The sequence below is a fragment of the Spirulina sp. CCNP1310 genome (assembly GCF_034932185.1).
Taxonomy (GTDB): domain Bacteria; phylum Cyanobacteriota; class Cyanobacteriia; order Cyanobacteriales; family Spirulinaceae; genus Spirulina.
Genome location: NZ_JAYGHW010000096.1, coordinates 25,095 through 48,961, shown reverse-complemented (window position 1 = coordinate 48,961; position 23,867 = coordinate 25,095). Strand labels below are relative to the sequence as shown.

The 23,867-nt window shown below is 54.5% G+C and carries 22 protein-coding genes and 1 tRNA gene; 16 read left to right on the top strand and 7 right to left on the bottom strand.

Annotation, left to right across the window (positions count from 1 at the left end):
• Nucleotides 1–97: 97 nt before the first annotated feature.
• On the top strand, nucleotides 98–991 hold the full coding sequence (locus tag VB712_RS18375) for a hypothetical protein (RefSeq protein ID WP_323257408.1): 894 nt from the start codon (nucleotides 98–100) through the stop codon (nucleotides 989–991).
• A gap of 39 nt (nucleotides 992–1,030) precedes the next feature.
• The gene (locus tag VB712_RS18370; RefSeq protein ID WP_323257407.1) at nucleotides 1,031–2,944 is read left to right on the top strand and encodes a nucleoside-diphosphate sugar epimerase/dehydratase; all 1,914 of its coding nucleotides are present in this window, start codon (nucleotides 1,031–1,033) and stop codon (nucleotides 2,942–2,944) included.
• 42 nt (nucleotides 2,945–2,986) lie between these two features.
• Here VB712_RS18370 and hisH read toward each other — a convergent pair whose 3' ends face one another.
• A complete protein-coding gene (gene hisH, locus VB712_RS18365) occupies nucleotides 2,987–3,607 on the bottom strand; it encodes an imidazole glycerol phosphate synthase subunit HisH (RefSeq protein ID WP_323257405.1) in 621 nt (206 codons plus the stop codon).
• Nucleotides 3,608–3,704: 97 nt separating this feature from the next.
• Between hisH and VB712_RS18360 the strand changes: the two genes are divergently transcribed.
• The gene (locus VB712_RS18360) at nucleotides 3,705–4,154 is read left to right on the top strand and encodes an NUDIX hydrolase (RefSeq protein WP_323257403.1); all 450 of its coding nucleotides are present in this window, start codon (nucleotides 3,705–3,707) and stop codon (nucleotides 4,152–4,154) included.
• Nucleotides 4,155–4,372: 218 nt separating this feature from the next.
• Nucleotides 4,373–5,695 (top strand): carboxyl-terminal processing protease CtpB, encoded by a 1,323-nt coding sequence (gene ctpB, locus VB712_RS18355; RefSeq protein WP_323257401.1) that lies wholly within the window; start codon nucleotides 4,373–4,375, stop codon nucleotides 5,693–5,695.
• Nucleotides 5,696–5,918: 223 nt separating this feature from the next.
• Here the strand turns inward: ctpB and VB712_RS18350 are convergent, their stop codons facing one another.
• Both VB712_RS18350 and VB712_RS18345 read right to left on the bottom strand, forming a co-directional pair.
• On the bottom strand, nucleotides 5,919–8,111 hold the full coding sequence (locus VB712_RS18350; protein ID WP_323257399.1) for a transglycosylase SLT domain-containing protein: 2,193 nt from the start codon (nucleotides 8,109–8,111) through the stop codon (nucleotides 5,919–5,921).
• A 104-nt stretch (nucleotides 8,112–8,215) separates the two neighbouring features.
• Nucleotides 8,216–8,932 carry a DUF2232 domain-containing protein gene (locus tag VB712_RS18345; protein ID WP_323257397.1) on the bottom strand — a complete coding sequence of 239 codons (717 nt, stop codon included), beginning with the start codon at nucleotides 8,930–8,932 and terminating at the stop codon, nucleotides 8,216–8,218.
• A gap of 268 nt (nucleotides 8,933–9,200) precedes the next feature.
• Between VB712_RS18345 and rplU the strand changes: the two genes are divergently transcribed.
• Nucleotides 9,201–9,593, top strand: coding sequence for a 50S ribosomal protein L21 (gene rplU / locus VB712_RS18340; protein ID WP_323257395.1), 393 nt, complete (start codon nucleotides 9,201–9,203; stop codon nucleotides 9,591–9,593).
• A gap of 103 nt (nucleotides 9,594–9,696) precedes the next feature.
• Here the strand turns inward: rplU and cobU are convergent, their stop codons facing one another.
• Nucleotides 9,697–10,266 carry a bifunctional adenosylcobinamide kinase/adenosylcobinamide-phosphate guanylyltransferase gene (gene cobU / locus VB712_RS18335; RefSeq protein ID WP_323257393.1) on the bottom strand — a complete coding sequence of 190 codons (570 nt, stop codon included), beginning with the start codon at nucleotides 10,264–10,266 and terminating at the stop codon, nucleotides 9,697–9,699.
• 116 nt (nucleotides 10,267–10,382) lie between these two features.
• On the opposite strand from cobU, the gene VB712_RS18330 reads away from it, so the two are divergent.
• The 7 genes from VB712_RS18330 to VB712_RS18300 all read left to right on the top strand — a co-directional run bounded on the left by VB712_RS18330 (nucleotide 10,383) and on the right by VB712_RS18300 (nucleotide 15,915).
• On the top strand, nucleotides 10,383–11,198 hold the full coding sequence (locus tag VB712_RS18330; RefSeq protein ID WP_323257391.1) for a hypothetical protein: 816 nt from the start codon (nucleotides 10,383–10,385) through the stop codon (nucleotides 11,196–11,198).
• Between the two features lie 112 nt (nucleotides 11,199–11,310).
• Nucleotides 11,311–12,234: a glycosyltransferase family 2 protein gene (locus tag VB712_RS18325; RefSeq protein ID WP_323257389.1), complete on the top strand. Its 924-nt coding sequence runs from the start codon at nucleotides 11,311–11,313 to the stop codon at nucleotides 12,232–12,234.
• Between the two features lie 19 nt (nucleotides 12,235–12,253).
• Nucleotides 12,254–13,189, top strand: coding sequence for a glycosyltransferase family 2 protein (locus VB712_RS18320; RefSeq protein ID WP_323257387.1), 936 nt, complete (start codon nucleotides 12,254–12,256; stop codon nucleotides 13,187–13,189).
• On the top strand, nucleotides 13,182–13,772 hold the full coding sequence (gene hpsU, locus VB712_RS18315) for a hormogonium polysaccharide biosynthesis acetyltransferase HpsU (RefSeq protein ID WP_323257385.1): 591 nt from the start codon (nucleotides 13,182–13,184) through the stop codon (nucleotides 13,770–13,772). The genes VB712_RS18320 and hpsU overlap by 8 nt, the downstream gene beginning before the upstream one ends.
• A 476-nt stretch (nucleotides 13,773–14,248) precedes the next feature.
• Nucleotides 14,249–14,395 (top strand): hypothetical protein, encoded by a 147-nt coding sequence (locus VB712_RS18310; RefSeq protein WP_323257383.1) that lies wholly within the window; start codon nucleotides 14,249–14,251, stop codon nucleotides 14,393–14,395.
• Nucleotides 14,396–15,352: a putative 2-dehydropantoate 2-reductase gene (locus tag VB712_RS18305; protein ID WP_323257381.1), complete on the top strand. Its 957-nt coding sequence runs from the start codon at nucleotides 14,396–14,398 to the stop codon at nucleotides 15,350–15,352. It begins immediately after the preceding gene.
• A gap of 380 nt (nucleotides 15,353–15,732) precedes the next feature.
• Nucleotides 15,733–15,915, top strand: coding sequence for a hypothetical protein (locus VB712_RS18300; protein ID WP_323257379.1), 183 nt, complete (start codon nucleotides 15,733–15,735; stop codon nucleotides 15,913–15,915).
• A 92-nt stretch (nucleotides 15,916–16,007) separates the two neighbouring features.
• Here the strand turns inward: VB712_RS18300 and VB712_RS18295 are convergent, their stop codons facing one another.
• Nucleotides 16,008–16,244: an HNH endonuclease gene (locus VB712_RS18295; protein ID WP_323257378.1), complete on the bottom strand. Its 237-nt coding sequence runs from the start codon at nucleotides 16,242–16,244 to the stop codon at nucleotides 16,008–16,010.
• Between the two features lie 29 nt (nucleotides 16,245–16,273).
• The gene (locus VB712_RS18290) at nucleotides 16,274–18,199 is read right to left on the bottom strand and encodes a penicillin-binding protein 1A (RefSeq protein ID WP_323257376.1); all 1,926 of its coding nucleotides are present in this window, start codon (nucleotides 18,197–18,199) and stop codon (nucleotides 16,274–16,276) included.
• A gap of 395 nt (nucleotides 18,200–18,594) precedes the next feature.
• Here VB712_RS18290 and tyrS point away from each other — a divergent pair, with 395 nt between their 5' ends.
• The 3 genes from tyrS to VB712_RS18275 all read left to right on the top strand — a co-directional run bounded on the left by tyrS (nucleotide 18,595) and on the right by VB712_RS18275 (nucleotide 22,144).
• Nucleotides 18,595–19,836 (top strand): tyrosine--tRNA ligase, encoded by a 1,242-nt coding sequence (gene tyrS, locus VB712_RS18285; protein ID WP_323257374.1) that lies wholly within the window; start codon nucleotides 18,595–18,597, stop codon nucleotides 19,834–19,836.
• A gap of 56 nt (nucleotides 19,837–19,892) precedes the next feature.
• Nucleotides 19,893–20,588: an orotidine-5'-phosphate decarboxylase gene (gene pyrF, locus VB712_RS18280; RefSeq protein ID WP_323257372.1), complete on the top strand. Its 696-nt coding sequence runs from the start codon at nucleotides 19,893–19,895 to the stop codon at nucleotides 20,586–20,588.
• Nucleotides 20,589–20,743: 155 nt separating this feature from the next.
• Complete coding sequence (locus VB712_RS18275; RefSeq protein WP_323257369.1) at nucleotides 20,744–22,144, top strand: ABC transporter substrate-binding protein; 1,401 nt, start codon at nucleotides 20,744–20,746, stop codon at nucleotides 22,142–22,144.
• Between the two features lie 81 nt (nucleotides 22,145–22,225).
• Here the strand turns inward: VB712_RS18275 and VB712_RS18270 are convergent.
• Nucleotides 22,226–22,306 (bottom strand) — tRNA-Leu (locus tag VB712_RS18270).
• Nucleotides 22,307–22,405: 99 nt separating this feature from the next.
• Here VB712_RS18270 and leuC point away from each other — a divergent pair.
• On the top strand, nucleotides 22,406–23,809 hold the full coding sequence (leuC, locus tag VB712_RS18265; protein ID WP_323257368.1) for a 3-isopropylmalate dehydratase large subunit: 1,404 nt from the start codon (nucleotides 22,406–22,408) through the stop codon (nucleotides 23,807–23,809).
• Nucleotides 23,810–23,867 lie beyond the last annotated feature (58 nt).

Here is a 23,867-nt window from a genome sequence, read left to right as displayed (position 1 = left end):
AAATTTTTCGCCCCGATATCACCGACTAAACCCAGCCAAATCCCCCCTGATCCGGTATGCTGACCCTGAAGATTACGACGCAGCCTCTAAATTGCCCATGACTTCCGTTGACCCCACTCCCTACGAAGACGACGAAATCTCCCTCGTTGATATTTTTCGCTTCCTGCTCCGCAATGGCCGCTTCATCCTGGCCACAACGATAATTTTCACCGTAGGCGGCCTCCTCCTCAATGTCAGCCGTCAAACCACAGCCCCTGGCTATAGCCAAACCTTGACGCTAACCATTACCCCCACCCCCCTACGACTCCCCAGTTGGTTACAACACCCCAGCAGCACCAACTTGATTGCTAATTCGCCCCTCCAGAGCATTTCGATCAACCAGATTTATGTTGATGCTGTTGCTTTCCTGAACGAGAATCCACCAACGGATTTCCAGGCCCAAGCCACCCACGACACCACGAACCAACGCCTCGATATCACCCTCACCGCCCCCGATCGCGATCGCCTCCTCAACGCCGACGAAGCGGTAATCACCACCATCAACACCCTCCTTGCCGAGCGCACTGCCGCTGCCCTCCCCACCACCCTCGCCAACCTCGATCGCCAAATTGAGCAATTTCGCACCGTCCTCACCCGCCTCGAAACCGAAATTGCCACCGAAACCAATCCCCTGCGCCAAGCCGCCCTCGAAACCGAACGCGCCCGCCTCGTCACCCAACTGATCGCCCAGGAACAGGACTACGCAGACCTTAACAATCTCGAGGGGGAAGCCCTCCTCACCCTCAGCCAAGAAATCTTTCCGATTCTCATCCTTGACCCAAGCGAAATCACCGAAAGCATCGGGGGGGGAAGATCGCCCCTCCAAATCGCCATCCTTTCGATGATCGCCGGCTTCATGGTTGCCACCCTCGCCGCCATCATCCGCGAACAAATCCCCCATTGGCGAGCCGAACTCGCCGCCGCCACCCAACCCCAGAAACCTTCCGAGTAAATCCCCCGTCTTGCCCCGGAGCATTCCCGTTGCATCACCATGGCTAAACCCCCCTTCCTACCCTCCAGCTACCGCCTTGCCCAACTGGGCCTTGATGGCATCCTGGCCTGGCTCGTCTGCTTCCTCGCCTTCTGGATTCGCTTCGAGGGGGAGATTAAACCCCCCCATACAGAACTTGCTCTGCTCCTTCCCCTCATTGCCATCCCTGGCCGCCTCCTGATCCAAGCGGGATTCGGCCTCTATCAACAGGTGTGGCGACTCTTCGGTCTGAAAGACTTAATTACCCTCGTTAATGCCGTCACCCTCTACTCCCTCGGCGTTCTCGCCACCACCCGCCTAATCCTACCCCGTCTCGGTTGGGCAGACACGGGCATTCCCCTCGGTGTCGCGGTTATCGATTGGTGTTTCTGTATTATGGGGATGGTGTTACTGCGCTACACCCGCCGCCGCACCACCCAACAACCCCTCTGGCAACGGCGCTCCCGCCAACCCCGCCAACGCCTCCTCCTGATTGGGGCCGGCCAGGCTGGGGCCTTAGTGGTTCGAGAAGCCCAGCATAATCCCAGCCTCGGCATTGAAATTATCGGGTTTGTTGATGACGATCGCACCAAAATTGGCCGCACCGTCGAAGGGATCAAAATCCTCGGCCCCACCAGCCAACTCCTCCCCCTCGCAGAACGTCACGAGATCACCGAAGCCCTGATCACGATCCCTTCGGCCCGCCCCGACCAGATCCGCCGCATCCTTGCCCAAGTGGAGGGAACCCCCCTCAAACTGAAGATTTTGCCCGGCCAGGGGGAACTGCTGCGTGATCGCTCCCTCACCCCCCAAGCCCGCGCCGTCCAAATTCAAGACATCCTTGGCCGCCCCGAAATTAACCTCGACTTTGCCGAAGAATTTAACAGCCAATTCCCCTCCGCCAGCGAACAGATCTACAACCGCCGCATCCTGATCACCGGGGCTGGGGGAACCATCGGCTCCGAAATTTGCCGCCAACTGGCCCGCCTTCAGCCCCAACAACTGCTCCTCCTCGGTCGTGGCGAAAACAGCATTTTCACCATCGAGCAGGAACTGCGCCGCACCCACCCCGATCTCCCCATTCACCCCCTGATCGCCGATATTCGCCACACCCCCCGCATCGCCCAACTGCTCCAGGAATACCAACCCCAGGTGATTTTCCACGCTGCTGCCCATAAGCACGTTCCCCTCATGGAGCAACACCCCAACGAGGCGATCGCCAACAACACCCTTGCTTCCGCAGATTTAGCCCGTCTCGCTACGGAAATCGGCGTAGAAACCTTTGTGATGATTTCCACCGATAAAGCGGTGGAATCAAGCAATTTCATGGGGATGAGTAAACGGTTAGCAGAACTGTTGGTGCGTTCCTATGCCCATGCCCGCACCACCCGCTTCCTTGTGGTTCGCTTTGGCAATGTCCTCGGTAGTCGCGGCAGCGTCGTGCCGATTTTTCAAGGGCAAATCGATCGAGGCGGCCCCGTCACTGTCACCGATGCCGCCATGACCCGCTATTTCATGACCACGCCGGAAGCCTCCCAACTCGTGATCCAGAGTTTAGCCGTGGGCAAATCGGGGCAGATCCTCGTGTTGGATATGGGGGAACCGGTGCGGATTTATGATTTAGCGGAGCAGATGATCCGCCTAGCCGGGTTCCGGCCCGGTGTGGATATTCCGATCGCAATCACTGGCCTACGACCCGGCGAAAAACTCCACGAAAGCCTCTTCAATGATCAGGAAAATGTCATCCCCACCGACCACCCTAAAATTCGCGCCGCCTCCAGCCAATTTCCCGACCCCACCACCGCCGCCGCTGTCTACCAACACCTCGAAGCCCTGGCCAGCGAACCCATGGAGCATCCCTACCTCTGGAAAGCCGTCCTCGCCTGCCGCGATACATTAGAAGCCGATGTCAGAACTCTACTTCCCCCTTTTTAAGGGGGATTGAGGGGGATCATCTGAACCGCTAGCGATCGCCCCCTAGCCCACCTGTTTTACGAAATTCGCCAACAACTGCAACCCCGCCTGGGAAGATTTCTCCGGGTGAAACTGGACAGCGGTGATGTTGTTGGAGGCGATCGCCGCCGTCACCATCTGGGAACCATGGCCCACCATCGCTGCCCTCACCCCTGCATCTACCGGATCGACAAAATAGGAATGAACAAAATACACATAGGGAGAATCTCCTAGCCCCTGCCAAGCCCAATGCTCCGGCTGGACAAACGCCAACTGATTCCAACCCATGTGGGGAATCGTTAACCCCGGCTCCGAATGAAACCGCCGCACCCAACCCGGCAGAATGCCCAAACCTGACTCCTGGCCTTCCTCAGAACCCTCAAACAACAGATGTAGCCCTAAACAAATCCCTAAAAAGGGCTTGCCGGATGCGATCGCCCCCCGAATTGGCCCCTCCAATCCACAGGCCCGCAACGCCTGCACCGCCGGATCAAAGGCCCCCACCCCCGGCAAGACAATCCCATCCGCCGCTGCTATCACCGTCGGATCCCGCGTAATTTCCACTGTCGCCCCCGCCGACCTTAGTCCCTTAGCGGCAGAATGGAGATTGCCCATGTCGTAATCAATCATCGCGATCTTCGCCATGCTTTTATTCTCCTAAAATGTCAAAATTTTTTGATTTTTGCTAGAACTGCGCCATCCTTGGCTCAACCCCGCACCCTTTATTTTAAATCGCTGAACCATGGCTCAACCGGAAGTGCCTAAACCTGAAGTGGCGATCGCCATCCTCCACCAAAACCAGCAATTTTTGCTGCAATTGCGGGATAATATCCCCAACATTGCCGCCCCGGGTCAATGGGCCTTCTTTGGTGGCCACCTCGAACCCGGTGAAACCCCCAGCCAAGCCCTCCATCGTGAACTCCTTGAAGAAATCAACTACACCTTGACAGTACCCCCCGTTAAATTTGGCGAATATCCTGATCAGCGGGTTCAGCGCCATGTTTTCGCCTGTATCCTTACCGTTGCGATGGAGGAGTTAACCCTGCGGGAAGGGTGGGATTTGGGTTGGGTTACGCCTGAGGATGTGGTGAGGGGCGATCGCCACTCCCCCATCGCCCAGGAAGTTCGCCCCATCAGCGCCCTTCACCGTAAAATTTTGTTAGATTTTATGGAAAGTCCGTATTTTGGCTGAATACTGAAACCAATCCAGCCTGTCTGGCCTGCCTTCGTAACCTGCCCAGCATTCCCCACCGATCTTCCTCGGTGCTTGTTACCAAATCTGAATCCCGAGACAATCTTCAAACTGGCCAGATTTGCAACGGCTTTTTGCTTTACCCTTCTATGCTAGGGACGAGCACCTCCCGCTGTGATGGCTTTGCTTACCCCCCCCTTCTCGTTAAAGTTGCGACCATGAACCGATCTGCCCGCCCCTTTGCCTTGTTGCCTTCCCTCCTGCTCAACAGCGCCATCGCCACCCTCGCCACCGCTTCGATGCTGGCCCCCGGGATGACCCCCGCTGTTAAGGCGGCGTTAGAGGATAGTCCGAAAGCGATCGTTGATGAAGTTTGGCAGATCGTCAATGAGGAATTCATTGGCACCGATTTTGATATGAACAGTTGGCAGGCCACCCGTCAGGAGCTTTTGGGCCGCCAATATACGAGCCGCAACGAAGCCTACACCGCGATCCGCGATGCCCTCAAGCAACTCAACGACCCCTACACCCGTTTTCTCGATCCCCGCGAATATGCTGAACTCACCACCCAAACCTCTGGGGAACTGTCTGGTGTCGGTGTGCAACTGGCCATCGATGAGCAAACCAGTTCATTGAAAGTAGTGCAGCCTTTGGAAAATTCCCCCGCTGCCCAAGCTGGAATTCAGGCGGGCGATCGCATCCTTCGCATTGACAGCCGCCCCACCTCGCTCATGACCGTGGAAGAAGCCTCGGATCTCCTGCGAGGGGATTCTGGCACCACCGTCCGCCTCCAATTGGTGCGCCCCGATAGCGGCATTTTTGAAGTCACCCTGCGCCGAGCCAATATTGAAGTCCCTGTCCTCCATTACAACGTGCAGCAGGAGGGGGATCTGCGGGTGGGCTATCTCCGTTTAGATGAATTTAGCTCCCATGCCGCCGAGCAGATGAAAAAGGCAATTACTAACCTCGAAGCCCAAAATATTCAAGGCTTTGTCTTGGATCTGCGGGGTAATCCCGGCGGCCTGCTGTTTGCCAGTGTGGATATTGCCCGGATGTGGATGGAAACGGGGATGATCGTCCGCACCGTTGACCGTCAGGGGGGCGATCGCGCCTACAACGCCAACCGCACCGCCCTCACGGAGCTTCCCCTCGTCGTTTTGGTGGATGGCTATTCCGCCAGTGCCAGCGAAATCCTCGCGGGGGCTTTGAAGGATAACGGCCGAGCGGTGATCGTCGGCAACCGCACCTACGGCAAAGGCACGGTGCAATCGGTGCATAACCTCTCCGATAATTCCGGCCTGGCTGTCACCATTTCCCGCTACTACCCCCCCAGCGGCATCACGATCAACCGCAACGGCATCGCCCCCAACATCGAGGTGGAACTGAGCCGCGATCAACAGCGCCTTCTGCGCAGTAACCCCTCCCTCCAAGGCACAAACCGCGATCCCCAATACCTCCGTGCCGTCACCGCCCTCCAAGAACAACACCTCGGGCGCAACCGCCCCGCCCTCCCGACCCCCGTCACGTTAAACGGGTATTAAAGCCCCATCGAAAACCCAATCGCATTCATCGGCGTGGGGGCGTTGGCGTCAGCCTGCCGGAGGCACAAAAATTTTTCGCCCCTACTTTCAATCTAGTTTCTTGAACCCCCCCTTTTTTAAGGGGGGCAGGGGGGGATCCCGCTCCGCCCCAGTCGCCAGGATCCCCCCGGCTGCGCCGCCCCCCTTAACAAGGGGGTTTAAATGCTGACGCTGGCCCCTACTCTCAGGGTGCAGCCAACTCCGCCATCTGCTCCCGAATCTCCGGGTTATAAATCCGTAAATAATTCCAATAATTGCCAAATACCGCTTCTACATACCCCTTCGTTTCGGGAAAGGGAATTTTTTCCACAAACTCATCGGGATCACCAGTAGGGAAGCGGCGTTTCCATTGGCTGACATTGCCCGGCCCTGCATTGTAACTGGCGATCGCCAACATCGAATTCCCATCAAATTCTCGGTGGGTATAGTCTAAAAACCACGTTCCTAGCTCAATATTGTCCTCGGGATTGTCCAACTGATAATCGCCAATCTCCGTCTGTTGGGCAATCCATTGGGCTGTTTCTGGCATCACCTGCATTAATCCCAACGCCCCCGCCGAAGACCGGATCGCCGGTTGAAACCGTGATTCCTGACGAATTAAGGCAATCACCAGCAACGAATTCAGTTGTCGTTCCTGAGACCATTTAAACACCAAGGGACTATAGGGAAAGGGGAACAGCGTTTGCCAATAGGCGGGCTGTTGTCGCAATGCCGCCCAGGCTTCTCGCTCTAAGGGTTGATCCCGTTCCCGCAGACTCCAAATATCGGTAATGCCGCGAATATAATCCCCCGCCGTCACCTTCAACAGGCCATCGGTAAACTGTTGCTCCACCGTCAGTTCTTCCCCCTGCCGACGCTCCACCTGCCAAATTTGACCCGCATCCTGATCCTGACCCAATTGATAAAGTTCTTGAAACAGTTCTGATCCGGCGGGAGGCTGGGGGCGCACTGTTGGTAATGTCGCCGTTGGCGCGAATTGCCGCACCGTCGTAAATGTCCCGACATTCCAACCGAGGATCGCCGCTGCCCGCCAAGCATAGTAAGATTCAGGGTTTTGCTTCAAGACAAACTCATAGGCAGTGCGAGCATCCTCCTCTCGCCCTAAACGGCTTGCCCATTTCCCCACCCAAAACGCCGCTTTGGGGGCGAGGGTACTGTTGGGATTGTTGATGGCGATGGGGTAGGCCCATTTCCAAGCACTGGCATAATTACCGGCTTCCGCTTGCTTTTGGGCCTGGGCCCAGCGGTAATTGAGCGTAATTTCGGCGTTGGGATATTGATCCAGGAGATCCTGGCGGGTTTGGCTGGCGGCATTTCCCCGCCTTAGGGTTTCGAGGTGATCGGCTTTGCGGTCTAGGGCTTCGGGGGCATGGTCGGGAAATTTTTCAATGATTTGGTTGAGGTGGGGGATGGCATCTTGGGGGGAAGAGAGGCGAGCAAGATGGAGCAACCCCTGCCCGGTTTGGGTATCGTTGGGGAAACGATTGGCCAGGTTTTGATAACTGAGCCGTGCTTCATTGCTTTGACCGCTGAGGTCTTGCCCTCGGGCAATGCGGTAGAGGGTTTGGGCGGAGGGGGGACTGCGGCGGTAGGCGCTGGCGGCTTTGCTATAACTGCCTTCTTCCCAATAGCGATCGCCCACTGCCTCCCAATCTGCTGGGGTAAGCTGTTCCGCTGCCTCAATCACGATCTGATCCATCAAGGCTGTGGTAACAGGGTTGGGGCTGTCATAGCGCACCAGAAATAAAATCCAGGGGAGTTGCTGCCCTTCGGCTCGGATCCGTTCATGCACCATCTCATGCACCGCTGGATGGTGGGGTTGGGCCACTAATGCATCTTGCCAATATTGGGGATTTGTGGCTCCCAATTGCACCAGTGCCTCGCCAATCACGGCGGATTCTGGATAGTTTTGCATCAAGGTTTTCAGGGTTTCCGCCATCCGGTCGGGGCTGTTGGTGAGTTCGTAGCCCCGGGCCTGTTTCAGTAAAATCATCGGTGCGAGGGCGGGATACTCCTGCTCTAATCCCTCTAACCACCGCAGCGCCGGCCCCCCTTCTAAATCCGCCAACAGATCCATGGCGAGGAGATAGCGGGCGCGGTGACGGTCAAAACTGGCTTGGGATTGGGAGGCGATCGCCTCCAATTCCTCCCGTCGCTGTTCCGGGGGCTGTACCGCCAAGGGTAAAACGGTGGATTGGTCATCCAGCGGCCGCTTGTGGCTACGAAACCCCAGGGAAAAAGACCATTGAGGTAAAGAGATCCCCGGAAGCCAACCCTGTTGTTGCGCCCAGATCAAACTCCCTCCCACCACAGCAACCCCTAAAACCATCCCAGAACCAATGGTGAGGAATGTTTGCCATGTGTGACTCTTGCCCATAAATTAGTCCTTGCCCGCGATGATTGTAGCCATAATAGCCTAGTGGTGGGGGAGTGAAGTAGGAAGTGGGAAGTGAGCTTTCCTCTTGTCTCTCTCCTCTTTCTTCAATAATCGTATTCAAACAAAACCTGCACCCATTGCGGTGGCCGGGGGATGGGGGTTTTGAGGCGATCGCCCATTAATAAGGCGACGAGATGGACGGTGAATAGGTAAATCGCACTGTTCAACACCAGGAGGGCGATCGCCCCCATTTCAATCCAAAACCGCTCTGGCTGTGTCAACAGCCCCAACCGCATCACAATCCAGTTGGCCCAGGTGGTGACTTGGTTGATTACATACAACCACAAATTTTCCCCAATCAGAATCGACAGCAACCAAAAGCGGAATAAAAACCCCACTGTGCCTAAAACCGTTCCCAAAAACATTGACAGATACCAACTCCCCCCCCGCCGCCACACAAAGCCCAACTGTACCCCCATCAATCCGTAGGGAATTACATACAAAATGCTCCGCGTCGGCCCCATTAAAATCGACAATAACAACCCCGACACCAACGCCCCCATCCAAGCCGCCCGCTGGCCCCGTCGCAAATAAATCAAGGCAATGGGGATGGGAAAAAACAGCCGCAGCAAGGGGCCGAGGGGAAAGTAATAGTTAATTAACCAAATTAAACTCGCTGCACTGGCTAAAAACGCTGTTTCCACCATGACTAGCGGAGTCTGGGGCGGTAAGGAGGTCTGAATCGGTGGGTCGGGCCGCTGCGTCGGGGGGTCTGAATCTAAATCGACCCAGTTCACACCGTCATTCTCTGAATTGCTCATAGCCCCTGGGGAAACTGCCTTTGCTATCATAGCCTAGACCGCTCTAGGGTTATGTCCCTATCATCCTTTGTCCCGCCCTAGTTTGTCGTTGCGGACTTCAGCCCGCTCGGAAGTATGAACCCTCTTTTAGCCATGCCCCCCTTTACAGCCAAGCAAACCTCTCTGTACAATGGGAAACTGCGTGTTTAACACAATGCTCGGATCAGGTTTACCCCCCGAAACGCGATCGCACGCGACCTGTACGGCCCCTTATTCAGGATAATTTCCCATGACCTATGCCATTATCGCCACCGGCGGCAAACAACTGCGGGTTGAACCCGGCCGGTACTACGATATCGAACTCCTCCACAACGACGAAGGCGAAGACCTCACCCTTGAGCAAGTCCTGCTGATTAACCATGAGGGGGAAATCCATGTGGGTCAGCCCTTGGTGACGGGGGCGACCATCGAAGCGACGATTCTGCGCCACTATCGCGGCAAAAAGGTGATCGTTTACAAAATGCGCCCCAAAAAGAAAACCCGCAAAAAACGCGGTCATCGTCAAGAAATTACCCGGCTGTTAGTGAACTCCATTTCCCTCAATGGCGAAACCCTTGCGGCGGCAGAAATGGCTACGGTTGCCCCCGTTGAAGTCGTCGAAGCGGAACCGGCGGAAGTTTAAGCGCTGCTTCTGTCAACTGATCGAGAATCCGGTTTTAACGTTGATGGGCGTGGGGGCGAAAACTTTTTCGCCCCGACTAGGATTGAGAAGGGATCGATTCAGTTCAATGCTGGATCGGTTTTTTTGTAGTGGCTGGGTTGAGGGGAATCCCCCATTGGGTCAAATTCAGCGCATAACCCCCCGTTACGAGATACACCGCGTCACAATGGGGACTGAGTTGCCGCACCAATTGCCCGAGGCGATCGCGGAACTTGCGCCCCAAGGGATAGGCCGGCACGACACCCCACCCCACCTCCTCCGCGACAAAAATTAACGTTCCCTGATGGGGGGTGATGGCGGTGATCAGGGCGATCGCCTCCTGTTCCCAAGCCTGATCCGCGAGTTCCAAACCATTAGCCACCCAAGTTCCCAGGGAATCAATCAAAAAACACCGCTCCTCCCCCTGTTGACTGGCCACAAAGGCCGGTAACGCTTCAGGAATGATCGCCGTTTGCCAAGCTTCGGGACGGCGTTTTTGGTGACGGGCAATTTTGGCCTGCCATTCGGGGTCATCGGGGAGGGCGATCGCCGTCGCCACATAGGTGACGGGTTGACCCATAGCGGCAGCGGTGGCCTCAGCCCATTCGCTCTTACCGGAACTGGCGGGCCCCGTAATTAAAATGCAACCAGACATCAGGAATTTAAAAAATGAAGAATAATGGGGAAAACCCTACAATTGTGATGGCAGATCTGTAGCCCTAGTTTAAGCTGCGCGATCGCCCTAACGCTGACTCGGTGGGAAAGGAACGCATGAAACCCCAACTCCAACGGATTGAAACCGCCCTACAACACCTCGTCGGGAAACGCCCCCCCCCACCTCCCCCTACGGATGACAGTCGGGGACTCCCGCCCCTAGGGGTACGCTCCAACCCAACCGCCCCGCCCCGGCCCATTGCGCCCCCACCCCCAACTACGGGCCTCCCTTCAATGCGTTCGCGGTCTGCCCCCAATAATGCGCCGCCGCCCCATTGGGCCAAAACCAATCCCCCCCCACGCTCCACCCCCAGTTCCCCATCCTTTGACCTCCGGCCCCGGACTCCCCAAACCCCACCCCCACCCCCCGCCAATCCCCAAGCTTCTCAAATTACCCACGTTCCCGCTGGCCCCCTCAGCCAAAACCACCGCCAGGTCAATCCCGCCCTGGCCACCAACCTGCTGCGGGAAATTGAAGCGGTGATCGTCGGCTGGCAACGGGAGCTAAAACAAATTCTCATGCAGATCCAAAACCTCTACCTTGAAGGGCCGATGGTGGATGGTTGGTTGGAATGCCAAGATCCAGACCCCAGTAAAACCTTGCCCCCCAGCGCCCGGGCCCAAATTGAAGCCAACTATGGCAATAACGTCAGCTATGAATTTCCCCGCCCCGGTTATCGCCTCTGCGGCCGCGATCGCGAAGGCCGCATTTGGTCGAAGGCTTGCCCCCCCCAACAGGTCGCCAGTGTGAGTATGGCCATTGCTCGCTATCAAAAACTCCGCCAACTCCTGAAAAAAAAGCACAATTTAGAGCAACGTCTCAGCCAAATCGCGGAAACTCTCGTTCTCGTTCATAGTCGCCTGAAGGCTTAAACGCTAAACTAAAAAGCTTTATTGTTCCTGGGAGAAAAATCTTTCCTCTGCCGTCAATCATGGTAAAAGGGGTTAAACCCCTCACTTCCCACGTCCCACTTCCTACTCCCCCATGTCCATTGCAGCAATCATCTGCACCCACAACCGCGCTGACTACCTTGGCAAAGCCATTGATAGCCTGTTAGCGCAGGATTATCCCGACTATGAGGTGTTGGTGGTCGATAATGGGTCGAGCGATCGCACCCGCGCTGTCGTTGAGGCCCGCCTCCCCCATCCCCGGCTCCGCTATGTCTATGAGGGAGAGCTAGGGCTATCGGTGGCGCGGAATCGCGGCGCAAGGGAAACGAGCGGGGAGATCATCGCCTATCTCGATGACGATGCCATCGCCTCCCCCGGTTGGCTGACGGCCTTAATGGCGGGGTTTGACGAGGATGCTCAGTTGGCGATCGCCGGGGGCAAAGTCACGCTCATCTGGCCCGAAAACCGCACCGCTCCCCCCTGGCTCTCCGCCGGGTTAGCGGGAAATTTAGGAGCCTATGATCTCGGCCCTGAACCCTGCAACATCACCCAACCCAACCTCACCCCTAGGGGCCTCAACTATGCTCTACGGCGACAGTTTTGGCAGGAGATAGGTGGCTTCGATCTCAACCTCGGTCGGGTGGGGAAAAATTTGCTCTCCAATGAAGAACTGCGGATGACGGAATTGGCGTTAAAACAGAAATGGCACGTTCGCTATTTACCCACTGCCCTCGTCGCCCACCACGTCACCCTCGAACGTTTAGAGCGACGGTGGTTTATTAAACGAGGTTGGTGGCAAGGGGTGAGTGAATCCTACCGGGAGCAATTGGCGGGAACCGGCGGAATCCGACAGTTTCAACGAGGGGGGGAACGGATCATTCGAGGCTTATATAAAGCAGTCAAGTATTTTGCTGATCCGGCCTTGAGGTTCGATAATTTAGTCTATGCCTACGGCCAAATTGGCTATCTCACCACATCCTTACGGGGCATGGTATTTCCCCCGTCGTTTAAATCCTAATCTTCTGCCGAGCAGGCCTATGAATGCCACTTTTCCAAAAATTCCCGTTTCTGTGCTCATTCCGGCTAAAAATGAAGAGTTAAATCTGCCTGCCTGTTTAGCCAGTGTCGCCCAGGCGGATGAGGTCTTTGTGGTGGATTCCCAAAGCAGCGATCGCTCCATTGCCATTGCTGAAGCCCAAGGCGCAAAAGTGGTGCAATTTCACTTTAATGGCCGCTGGCCCAAAAAGAAAAATTGGTCTTTAGAAAACCTGTCGTTCCGGAATGATTGGGTGTTAATTGTCGATTGTGATGAACGCATTACCCCGGAACTGTGGGATGAAATTGCCCACCGCATTCAAAACCCCGACTATGCCGGTTATTATCTCAATCGCCGCGTCTACTTCCTCGGCAAATGGATTCGCCACGGCGGCAAATACCCCGATTGGAACCTCCGGCTCTTTCGCCACAAACAAGGCCGCTATGAAAATCTCAGCACCGAAGATATTCCCAACACGGGGGATAATGAAGTCCATGAGCATGTGATTTTAGAGGGGCAAGTCGGCTATCTCAAAGAAGATATGCTGCATATTGATTTTCGCGATATTTACCATTGGCTAGCCCGCCACAATCGCTATTCCAATTGGGAAGCACGGGTTTACTACAACCTACTCACGGGTCAAGGGGAAAACAATACCATTGGGGCCAATTTATTTGGCGATGCCGTTCAGCGCAAACGATTTTTAAAAAAGATTTGGGTGCGGTTGCCCTTTCGCCCCTTTTTGCGCTTTTTGTTATTTTATATCCTGCGCTTTGGGTTTTTAGATGGCCGGGCCGGCTACATTTATGGCCGACTTTTAAGTCAGTATGAATACCATATTGGCATTAAGCTCTATGAGTTACGCCAGTTTGGCGGCCAGTTGAATGTGACTCCCCAAGCATTACCCCCTGTGGGGGCGAAATCCTCCCATGAATAGACCTGATGTTAATGCGCCCCCTTGGATTGATCTCAGCCTTTATGATCAATCGGATTTTGATCGGGGTCGTTCGGGTGTGGTGATTTTGCTCTGGTGGTTGGTGCAGGCGGTGGTGTTTCCCTTAACGCTCCACAATTGGAGTGGGGTGCGCTGTCAGGTTCTGCGTTGGTTTGGGGCCAAAGTTGGCCAGCGCGTCGTATTGCGCCCCACGGCTCGGATTACCTACCCTTGGAAGGTGAGCATTGGCGATTACAGTTGGATTGGGGATGATGTGGTGTTGTATAGCTTGGATCACATCACCATCGGTTCCCATACGGTAATTTCTCAAGATTGCTATCTCTGTACCGGCAGCCATAACTGGGGCGATCGCGCTTTCACCCTCAAAACCGCCCCGATTGTGATTGGGAATGGGGTGTGGTTAGCCACGGATTGCTTTGTGGCGGCGGGGGTGATGATTGGCTCGAATACCGTCGTGGGGGGCCGCAGTACGGTATGGCATGATTTACCAGCGGGGATGTTGGCCTGGGGCAATCCCTGCCGAGCAAAGCGCGATCGCCACCCAGAAGAAAATACCAGCCCGTAGAGGCGAAAAATTTTTCAACCCGACAAAATCACCACAAATTCTCAAAACCTATTCCCATTCCCCGTTCCTCCAAACATAGCAAGAAGGACAACCCAGTCTACAATCTTACTTCCACTTCCTAAGTTGAGCTTGCCTAGAGCTACGAACGTTAAAATTCAAAACTATTTAAACGTTGTATGACTCTCGATGTGCTATTTAGGGAAGATTGATTGTAATGTCGGATTGCCCTTCTGTAGATCGAACGAGACAGACAGGAGAAGAAACAGCGTTTTACCTCTTACTAAACTAACGTGACCTTGACTGTTTTATCTGCCAGGGAAGCATCACCTGCTTCAATTTCTAATCTACCACCTCAATTAGAAAATGGAACTGTTTGCAACCAAAGTTTACGACCGATGAGTGTTGACTTTCGGAAGTTGTAGCGTTTTGATCATCATTCAGATTAGAATCAAAAAATCTACCCCAGAGCAAGATTAATGGATAAGGGCAAAATTTTAGCGATTATTACCGGCGCAATCTCGGTGTTGTTGGCTTTGGGCTACCTCCTTCTGGTGACAATTCTCGATTTACGGGGGGAGATGCTCCCGGCTCCCACAGATTTAGGTTGGATCTGGAGGGGCTAGGTGAGACGGTACGGAATCATTGGTACAGGAGCCATTGGGGGCTACTATGGCGGGCGCTTACAAAAGGCAGGCCATGATGTCCATTTTTTGGCGCGGAGTGACTATGGGGTGATTCAAACCCAAGGGCTACGGATCGATTCAGTGTTTGGCGATTTTGTCCTACCCCAGGTGCAGGTTTATCAGGAGCCGCGCCAAATGCCGCCCTGTGATGTGGTGGTGGTGGCCCTCAAGGCTACCCAGAATGATCAGCTTACCCACATTCTCCCGCCGTTACTCGGGGAAAAGACAATCCTTGTTCTCCTGCAAAATGGCCTAGGAGTAGAGCCACAATTAACGGCACAGTTTCCCCAAACGACCATTCTCGGCGGCCTCTGTTTTGTCTGTGCGAATAAAGTGGGGCCGGGGCATATTCGCCATTTAGACTATGAGGCCATCGCCCTCGCTCAGTATGGCCCCGATTATGCCCCCCAAGGAATCACGCCGATGGTGGAGGCGATCGCCGCCGACTTTACCGCCGCTGGCATCGAAATTCACCCCAAACCCCACCTGATGCAAAGTCGCTGGGAAAAATTGGTGTGGAATATTCCCTACAACGGCCTATCGGTGGTGCTCAATGCCCAAACCGATCAATTGATGGCCAACCCCGCCACCCGTGCCTTAGTGGAAGACCTGATGGGGGAAGTGGCCCAAGGAGCCGCCGCCTGCGGTTGTGAAATTACCCCGGCCGTGATTGCCCACATGATCGCCCATACGGAAGCCATGACCCCCTATCTCACCAGCATGAAGCTGGATTATGACCGGGGGCAACCCCTAGAACTGGAGGCGATCGTCGGCAATCCCCTCCGTTTTGCCCACAATGGCGGGGCGACTTTACCGAAAATCACCATGCTTCATCAACAGCTTCAATTTTTAAATACCGCTCATTTGCACAATTCTACTCCGCCTTTATACGGTTAACCCCCGTATTTTAAGCACCAGACCTGATGGAAATTTTGGGTGTAACCCCTCATGCAGAATCACCATTGAGATCATTACAATAAAAGTCATCAGGACAACGGTGCCAACATTTTGCTAAATCATCGTTACTCAAGATTAATCCTTAACCCGTGATTTTTCTGAGTGTTGGGTCATCACCAATCCAAGCCGTCGCTCTTCAAGACGATGGCTTGGTGAGCCTCTACTATCCTTCCATCACAGTCGTATTCGTCGAACTTTACCCGTTCTGACCTCGCTAAACCATCCCAATTTCCGCTCAAGAATCCTTGGTTGTTGTTATTCAAGGTGCTTCTTGCTTTGCCATGAAATTGTGAACATTCCTTGATTTTGGGAGATCTGTTATGTTGATTTTTTTGCTCACCACCGCCTCCGCAACCTACCTTTTTTCTGGCTCTGTCTGCTACCTGGCCATCAAAGCCGAGAATTGCCGTCGCCATCAGATCGCCCCCCGCGCAGACCGGATTCAGCAATCCCTCCTCTGGCCCCTCTGGCTCGCCAAGGAAATTAACTCCGCCTCAATATAGACTTGACCTGCATTATTCAATATGGTCATCGTGCGGATTGCGGACTTTAGTCAGTAATTGTGCCTATTGTGGACTAAAGTCTGCCCGCCGATCTACTGAAAATGGCGTTTAAAACGCGGATCAATGTAGTGCTTTTTCCGCTGATTACAAACACGGCACAAAGTTTGGAGATTACTCAGATCATTACTCCCCCCCTTTGCCAGGGGAACGATGTGATCCACCTGGAGTTCTTGCTGACTGCCACACCCTTGACAGGTATGGGCATCCCGATTAAATACAAATTGCCGTACTTCGGGGGGGATGAAAATCCGAGGTGTTTTCCGCGCCATGGTTGGGAAGGTTTTGTTGAATGCGGTGTTTAATTTTTAGGACGGGGGAATTTTGAGGCGGCGGGGAACTGGAGCACCGGCTCATTTTTGAGGGCCTCCATCATGAATTCACGCCAAATCGGCGCAGCATAGCCCCCCCCTGTAACCCCTTTCCCCAACGGACGATAGTTATCGTTCCCAATCCATACCGCCGTCGATAGCTGAGGCACATAGCCCACAAACCACACATCTCGCTCAGAGCTGGTGGTTCCGGTTTTCCCCGCAGCGGGACGGCCCAAATTCGCCCCCGGAGCCGTTCCTCCCCCCTCCAATACCCCAGTGAGGGATGCGTTCAAAGAGGCCGTGGCCCAAGGATCGAGGACGAGACGGGGTTGAGGCGTGTTATCGAGGATGATGTTGCCGCTGCTATCGGTGACACGGACAATAATCGTTGGCTCTGAATGCCAGCCATTACTGGCAAAGGTGGCATAGGCCCCGGCCATTTCCATCGGGGTCATACCAATGGAACCTAAGGGCAGTGAAACCACGGGATCCAATGGGCTTTTAATCCCTAGGGTGCGGCAAATTTCAATGACTTTATCGAGGCCAACTTCTTGGCCCAATTTCACCGCCGGAATATTGAGCGATCGCACCAAGGCATCCCGTATCGAAACGCTGCCCGAAAATGTCCCGCCATAGTTTTTCGGCTCATAAAAGGCGGAGCCATCGCGGTAACGTACCGGTGCATCTTCAATGCCGGAACCGGGGGTATATTTGCCACTGGCAAAGGCAGCATAAAACACAAAGGGTTTAAAGGCAGAACCCGGTTGCCGGAGGGATTGGATCGCGCGGTTAAACTGGCTTTCTTTGTAGTTCACCCCCCCCACCAAAGCCTTGACAAAGTGGGTGCGGGGATCCACCGCCACCAAAGCCACCTGATCAGCGTATAAGCCACGATTGCGGAGGCGTTGATGAGCTTGGGCTACGGTATCTTCGGCCATGCGCTGGAAATTGTAATCCACCGTGGTTTGCACCCGCATTCCCCCTTTCATCACCGCGTCTTCGCCAAAACGGCGTTGCAGTTCTGCAATCACTGCCTCGGTAATGTAGGGCAGTTCACTGGTTTTCCAGGCGGTGGGTTGACCCACCATCAACGGGGCCTCTCGCGCTGCTTTTGATTCAGCGGCGGTGATCCACCCCAGCTTTTCCATCCGGTCTAAGACTAACTTTTGCCGACGCTTGGTTTCTTGGTAGTTGATAAAGGGGCTGTAATCCTCAGGGGCTTGGATCAAGCCTGCCATCACCGCTGCTTCGGCAAGGTTGAGATCAGCGGCGGATTTTTTAAAATAGCTTTGGGCAGCGGTTTCAGCGCCATAACTGTTGTGACCCCAATAAATGTTGTTGAGGTACATCTCCAGGATTTGATCTTTCGTGAAGATCTGCTCAATGCGCATCGCCAAGACCGCTTCGGCCAATTTCCGGGAGATGGTGCGATCGCGCGCCAAAAACAGGTTTTTCACCAACTGCATCGTGATCGTAGACCCCCCTTCCACGACACCGCCGCTACGCCAGTTCACCACTAAGGCGCGACCAATACTGTTGGGGTTGATGCCATCGTGGTGGTAAAAGTGACTATCTTCAATGGCCAGAACAGCCCGCTTGAGGTGGGGGGAGGCTTCATCGAGCTTAATTACATCGCGATTATGCTCACCATGCATACTGTCCAGGATTTTGCCCTTGATATCGTAGATGTAGGTGGTTTCTGTGGGGACGTAGTTTTTTAAAACTCGGACATCAGGAAGATTGCGGAAGCTGAGGGCTAAACCCACAAGACCGCCAGCAATCACAGAACTGGCCAACATGGTGACTCCCAACACCGTCCCGCCTGCTACTTTGGCTACCCCTAAGATAAAATTTCCAGAGTTTTTTGGGGAATGCTGGGAATCCTGTTTTTTCCGAACAGTGCTAGTCGCCACAGTTACTTCACGTCCTCACTCACAATATTGACAAGTTATGTCGTTAATCCACGCTGTTGCTCATCGATGATGGGCGTAACATTTTCTTGATCGATAGGGGAGATTTGAGAGCCAATCCCCCGATTGGGGAAGGGATTAAGGACTGATAACCCCTCTCAACAAAACCAGTTATCTCTACCCTTGACCCTCAAAAACACTCCGCATATCCGACTAGACGTAACATAAAGTCACCCCAGTGACAAGCTTTGCGTGTTTACTCCCTGTATCTTATCGTTAGATCCTGGGGATTGGTTTAAAGTGTATCGAAAAATTTTGCACAGGCTTCATCCCTTTGACTTGACCCTTCCCAGGCTTCCTGATTCCTGGGGGGCTTTAACCCTTCAATCAACAATGCAATGCCTTTGGTAAACCGTGATTTTGATGCTGGTGGCTCCGCTGATTTTGCTTGGCTGCAACGAGGCACTCAGGAAATTTTTCCTGATCAATGGCAAAATCCTCAACCGGAGGATCATTTAATCACCCGGCTTCAGAGGAGCGATCGCCCCCTCCGCATCAAGCTGGGCATTGATCCCACCGGCTCAGATCTCCATCTTGGCCACAGTATTCCTTTCCGCAAGTTGCGGGCCTTTCAGGATGCCGGCCATACCGCTGTGGTGATCATCGGTGACTTTACCGCCCAAATTGGCGACCCTACGGGTAAATCAGAGGTACGCCGCCAACTCACCCCCGCAGAGGTGAAAACCAATGCCCAAACCTATCTGGATCAACTCCGCCCCATTCTCGATTTTGAGACCCCCGGCCGCTTAGAAATTCGCTACAACTCTGAATGGCTCAAGGATTTAGATTTACATCAGATTTTGAAGTTGCTGGCGACGATGACCGTCGGGCAAATGCTGGCCAAAGAGGGCTTTAGTGAACGCTACAAACAGGAAAACCCGATCTATCTCCATGAATTTATGTATCCCCTGATGCAGGGCTATGATTCCGTTGCGGTGGAGGCGGATGTGGAATTGGGGGGAACGGATCAGAAATTTAACTTGCTGGTGGGGCGGGATTTGCAGCGGCATTTTGGGCAACGGCCGCAATTTTGCCTGTTGTTGCCGTTGTTGCTGGGATTTGATGGGGTCAATAAAATGTCCAAGTCCCTCAATAACTATGTGGGGCTAACGGAAGATGCCCTGACGATGTATTCCAAGCTGGAAAAAACCCCCGATGCTTTACTGTCTCAGTATTTTGAACTGTTAACCGGCCTGGATTTGCAACGGTTGCCCCCTAATCCCCGTGAGGCGCAAAAGCAGTTAGCCCTTGATATTGTCGGGCAATATTATGGCCCAGCGGCGGCGTTGGCGGCCCAGGGGGCGGCCCAAGCTCTGGTGCAGGGGCAACAGGCGGGAGAGGATGCCGTGCCGGAATTTTCCCTGGCGGGCATTACTTTTCCCGTTAAGGCTTTTTATCTGCTTAATGCTGCGGGGCTTTGTGCCAGTAGTGGCGAGGGCCGTCGCCAAATTCAGGGGGGCGGTGTGCGTTTAGATGGCGATCGCCTCACCGCTGTAGATTTAGAGTTTTCTTCCGCTGAGGATTTAAACGGTAAGGTGTTGCAGGTGGGTAAGAAGAAGTTTATTCGCCTTCGGGCCTAGGGGGGGGCGAAAAATTTTTCGCCCCTACCATCATTAACTACCGAGAAAAATAAATTATGGTTTTGAGCGATCGCATTATTGTCCCCTTAGATGTCCCCAGTCCAGTATCGGCCTTAACTTTGCTGGATCAGTTGCCGGAAGTTGCCTTTTGGAAAGTGGGGCTAGAGTTATTTATTGCCGCTGGCCCGGCGATCTTGCAGGAATTGAACCAACGTCAGAAAAAAATCTTTCTCGATCTCAAACTCCATGACATCCCCAACACCATGGCCGGGGCGGTGCGTTCGGCCCAAAGCTATGGGGTGGATTTTCTCACCGTCCATGCGCCAGCGGGTCGTGTTGCCCTAGAGCAATCCCTAGCCCAAGTGGCGGGCGATCGCCTCCAACTCCTTGCCGTCACGTTGCTCACCAGTCTGAGCAGTCGCGATCTGGCCTTTGATCTCCACATCCCCCTCGAATTACCGGAATATGTACTGAAGTTGGCGCTGCTGGCTCAGGAATCTGGCATTCCCGGCATTGTCTGTTCCCCCCAAGAAGCGGCCCCCCTGCGGCAACTCTGCGGCCCAGATTTAACCCTGGTTTGTCCCGGCATTCGCCCCGCCTGGGCGCAATCTCAAGATCAGCAACGGGTGATGACTCCGACAGCAGCCTTCCAAGCGGGGGCAGATTATTTAGTGATTGGCCGGCCGATTACCCATGCCCCGGATCCGGCGGCGGCTTGGGCGCGGTTGACGGCAGAATTGGCAGCAATCTAGGAGAGGGTGTGCCAAGGAGGGGGCGAAAAATTTTTGTGCCTCCGGCAGGCTTACGCCAACGCCCCGACAGTAACAAATCTCAACGGATTTCCAGGATTCGGGGGATTGGGGGAAATTCTTCGCTAGGCTAGAAAAAACCCTCAGTGGCGATCGCTATGGCACAGGCAAAAGAAACCGCAGCACTCTTAATTTCCGTTATCGTAACCGGCACAATTATTGGCGGGGGCGGCTGGTGGTTCCTTAATCGTGCTAATAATCCCTCTACCACGGGTGGCCTCGTTGCCCCCTTGAGCAGCAATAACCAAGCCAGTCGCTTCAGTGATGGAGCAGAGATCCTCACCGATGACATCAATCCCAATAAACAGGCTGCCGTGGAAGCGGTTAAATCGGGAGATTTGCCCCGCGCCATTACCCTCCTCGAAGCCGCGTTAAGTCAATCCCCCAATGATCCTGAAGCTCTGATCTATCTGCAAAACCTCAAGGCCGAACAACAGAGCAATAGTTATGCGATCGCCGTTGCCATTCCCGCCGGCCCCGCCATGAATATCGCGAAAGAAATACTCCGGGGTGTGGCCCAAGCTCAAAAAAGCGTCAATGAAAGCGGCGGCATTAACGGCGTTCCCCTCAAGGTGTTGCTCATTAATGACGATGATGATCCCGAAGTGGTGGCCCAGGTGGCTCAAACTCTGGTCAGCAATCATCCGGAAATTTTAGGTGTGGTGGGCCATTACAGTAGTGATAGCTCCCTGGCGGCGGCGACGGTGTACGAAGCGGGGGGGCTGACGATGATTTCCCCCACCAGTACCTCAGTGGAACTCTCCACCGCTGGCGATTATATTTTCCGCACTGTGCCGAGCGATCGCTTTGCTGGCAGTGCTTTGGCGCAATATCAACTCAACCGCCTCCAAAAGCAAAGGGCAGCGGTGTTTTACAACAGCCAAAGCGCCTATAGTCAGTCGATTAAGAACGTCTTTACCACCGATCTCTTCGGCCAGGGGGGCAATGTGGTGGGGGAATTTGACCTGGCCAGCAGTGGGTTTAATGCCCAAAATGCCCTACAACAGGCGATCGCCGCTGGTGCTGAGGTGTTGATGCTTGCCCCCAGTTCAGCGGTGATCGATCAGATGATCGCCATTGCCGCAGCCAATCAAAATCGTCTACCCCTGTTAGCTGGAGATGATGCCTACTCCGCTGAGGTGTTGCAAAAGGGAGGCGGCAATGTGGCGGGCATGGTGGTGGCGATTCCCTGGCATATCCTTGGCAATCCGGGGGCTGCCTTTCCGAAAGAAGCCCAACAGCTTTGGGGCGGTGAAGTGAATTGGCGTACCGCCATGGCCTACGATGCTACCCAAGCTCTCGTTGCCGCCATTGGCCGCAGCCCCAATCGAGCCGGAGTTAAAGCGGCCCTAGGGCAAAGTGATTTTGTCGCCCCCGGCTCGGCGGGAGAAGTGCGATTTTTACCCTCAGGCGATCGCAACCAAGCCGTCCAACTCGTCAAAATCCAAGCAGGAACCCGCACCAGTTTCGGGTACGAATTCGTCCCCGTGGACAATTAAGGGGGGCGTTGCCATTCCTACCCCTCAGGAATTCCAGATCGGGATTCCGCTGGGCAAGGGCGGTCATCCCTAGGGATTGAATGCGGACGGAGAGACTCGAACTCTCACGCCAAGGACACTAGAACCTAAATCTAGCGCGTCTACCAATTCCGCCACGTCCGCGTACAGTGGCGTATTCTAGCATGATCTTTCAGAATAACGATATAATTTGATGATCTCTGGGGTTTAAACCCTGTTTTATTGATTTTACGGGTTGGTTTTATGAGTAAGGGTACGCTGTTCGATAAAGTTTGGGATCTGCACACCGTCGGGACATTGCCATCGGGACAAACCCAGCTTTTTATTGGCCTCCACCTGATCCATGAAGTCACCAGTCCCCAAGCCTTTGGGATGATGCGCGATCGCCACCTCAGCGTTCTCTTCCCAGAGCGCACCGTCGCCACCGTCGATCACATTGTCCCCACGGAAGACCAATCCCGCCCCTTTGTGGATGTCTTAGCGGAAGAAATGATCCAAGCCCTAGAGCAAAGTTGTCAGGAACATGGCATCCGGTTTTATAACGTTGGTTCTGGCAATCAAGGCATCGTCCATGTCATCGCCCCAGAACAGGGCCTCACCCAACCGGGCATGACGGTGGCCTGTGGGGATTCCCACACCTCCACCCATGGGGCCTTTGGGGCGATCGCCTTTGGCATTGGCACTTCCCAAGTCCGCGATGTCCTCGCCTCCCAAACCCTGGCCCTTGCAAAATTAAAGGTGCGTCGCGTTGAAGTGAATGGAACGCTGGCCCCTGGTGTCTATGCCAAAGATGTGGTCTTGCATATTATCCGCAAATTGGGCGTAAACGGCGGCGTGGGTTATGCCTACGAATTTGCCGGAACGACCCTAGAGGCGATGTCCATGGAAGAGCGGATGACCGTTTGTAATATGTCCATCGAAGGGGGGGCGCGGTGCGGCTATGTCAACCCCGACCAAACCACCTACGACTACCTGAACGGGCGAGATTTTGCCCCCAAGGGCGAGGCTTGGGAGCAGGCGGTGGCTTGGTGGGAAAGTCTGCGTTCCGATGCCCATGCGGAATATGACGATGTGGTGAAGTTTGATGCGGCGGACATTGCCCCGACGATTACCTGGGGAATTACCCCGGGCCAGGGCCTTGGTGTGGATGAGATGATTCCCAGTTTGGAGATGGTTGGGGAGGGCGATCGCCCCCTCACTGAAGAAGCCTATCGCTATATGCAACTGCAACCGGGTCAAGCGATTAAGGGAACGGCGGTTGATGTTTGCTTTATCGGCAGTTGTACCAATGGCCGGATCAGTGACCTGCGGGAAGCCGCCAAGGTTGCCCAAGGGCGCAAGGTAGCCCCCAATGTGAAGGCGTTTGTGGTTCCCGGTTCGGAGCGGGTCAAACAACAGGCGGAAGCGGAAGGGTTAGATACGATTTTCCAAGCTGCCGGGTTTGAATGGCGGGAAGCGGGCTGTTCGATGTGTTTGGCAATGAACCCGGACAAGCTCCAAGGAGATCAAATCAGCGCCTCTTCTTCTAACCGCAATTTCAAAGGCCGCCAAGGTTCCCCCCAAGGCCGCACGCTGCTCATGAGTCCCGCCATGGTGGCCGCTGCTGCCATTCAGGGAGCCGTTGCCGATGTCCGAGATCTGCTTTGATCTGAAACAGATCATCTCGTCTAATCACAGGTCAAAATACCGACAGCCGATCAATCAT

Excerpts from the sequence above, each read along its gene's own strand:
- VB712_RS18325 (WP_323257389.1), top strand. The coding sequence starts at position 11,311 with ATGTCCATTGCAGCAATCATCTGCACCCACAACCGCGCTGACTACCTT.
- VB712_RS18375 (WP_323257408.1), top strand. The coding sequence starts at position 98 with ATGACTTCCGTTGACCCCACTCCCTACGAAGACGACGAAATCTCCCTC.
- VB712_RS18330 (WP_323257391.1), top strand. The coding sequence starts at position 10,383 with ATGAAACCCCAACTCCAACGGATTGAAACCGCCCTACAACACCTCGTC.
- ctpB (WP_323257401.1), top strand. The coding sequence starts at position 4,373 with ATGAACCGATCTGCCCGCCCCTTTGCCTTGTTGCCTTCCCTCCTGCTC.
- VB712_RS18360 (WP_323257403.1), top strand. The coding sequence starts at position 3,705 with ATGGCTCAACCGGAAGTGCCTAAACCTGAAGTGGCGATCGCCATCCTC.
- VB712_RS18295 (WP_323257378.1), bottom strand. The coding sequence starts at position 16,244 with ATGGCGCGGAAAACACCTCGGATTTTCATCCCCCCCGAAGTACGGCAA.
- VB712_RS18370 (WP_323257407.1), top strand. The coding sequence starts at position 1,031 with ATGGCTAAACCCCCCTTCCTACCCTCCAGCTACCGCCTTGCCCAACTG.
- hpsU (WP_323257385.1), top strand. The coding sequence starts at position 13,182 with ATGAATAGACCTGATGTTAATGCGCCCCCTTGGATTGATCTCAGCCTT.
- VB712_RS18300 (WP_323257379.1), top strand. The coding sequence starts at position 15,733 with ATGTTGATTTTTTTGCTCACCACCGCCTCCGCAACCTACCTTTTTTCT.
- pyrF (WP_323257372.1), top strand. The coding sequence starts at position 19,893 with ATGGTTTTGAGCGATCGCATTATTGTCCCCTTAGATGTCCCCAGTCCA.
- VB712_RS18275 (WP_323257369.1), top strand. The coding sequence starts at position 20,744 with ATGGCACAGGCAAAAGAAACCGCAGCACTCTTAATTTCCGTTATCGTA.
- tyrS (WP_323257374.1), top strand. The coding sequence starts at position 18,595 with ATGCCTTTGGTAAACCGTGATTTTGATGCTGGTGGCTCCGCTGATTTT.
- leuC (WP_323257368.1), top strand. The coding sequence starts at position 22,406 with ATGAGTAAGGGTACGCTGTTCGATAAAGTTTGGGATCTGCACACCGTC.
- VB712_RS18310 (WP_323257383.1), top strand. The coding sequence starts at position 14,249 with ATGGATAAGGGCAAAATTTTAGCGATTATTACCGGCGCAATCTCGGTG.
- hisH (WP_323257405.1), bottom strand. The coding sequence starts at position 3,607 with ATGGCGAAGATCGCGATGATTGATTACGACATGGGCAATCTCCATTCT.
- rplU (WP_323257395.1), top strand. The coding sequence starts at position 9,201 with ATGACCTATGCCATTATCGCCACCGGCGGCAAACAACTGCGGGTTGAA.
- cobU (WP_323257393.1), bottom strand. The coding sequence starts at position 10,266 with ATGTCTGGTTGCATTTTAATTACGGGGCCCGCCAGTTCCGGTAAGAGC.
- VB712_RS18320 (WP_323257387.1), top strand. The coding sequence starts at position 12,254 with ATGAATGCCACTTTTCCAAAAATTCCCGTTTCTGTGCTCATTCCGGCT.
- VB712_RS18350 (WP_323257399.1), bottom strand. The coding sequence starts at position 8,111 with ATGGGCAAGAGTCACACATGGCAAACATTCCTCACCATTGGTTCTGGG.
- VB712_RS18345 (WP_323257397.1), bottom strand. The coding sequence starts at position 8,932 with ATGAGCAATTCAGAGAATGACGGTGTGAACTGGGTCGATTTAGATTCA.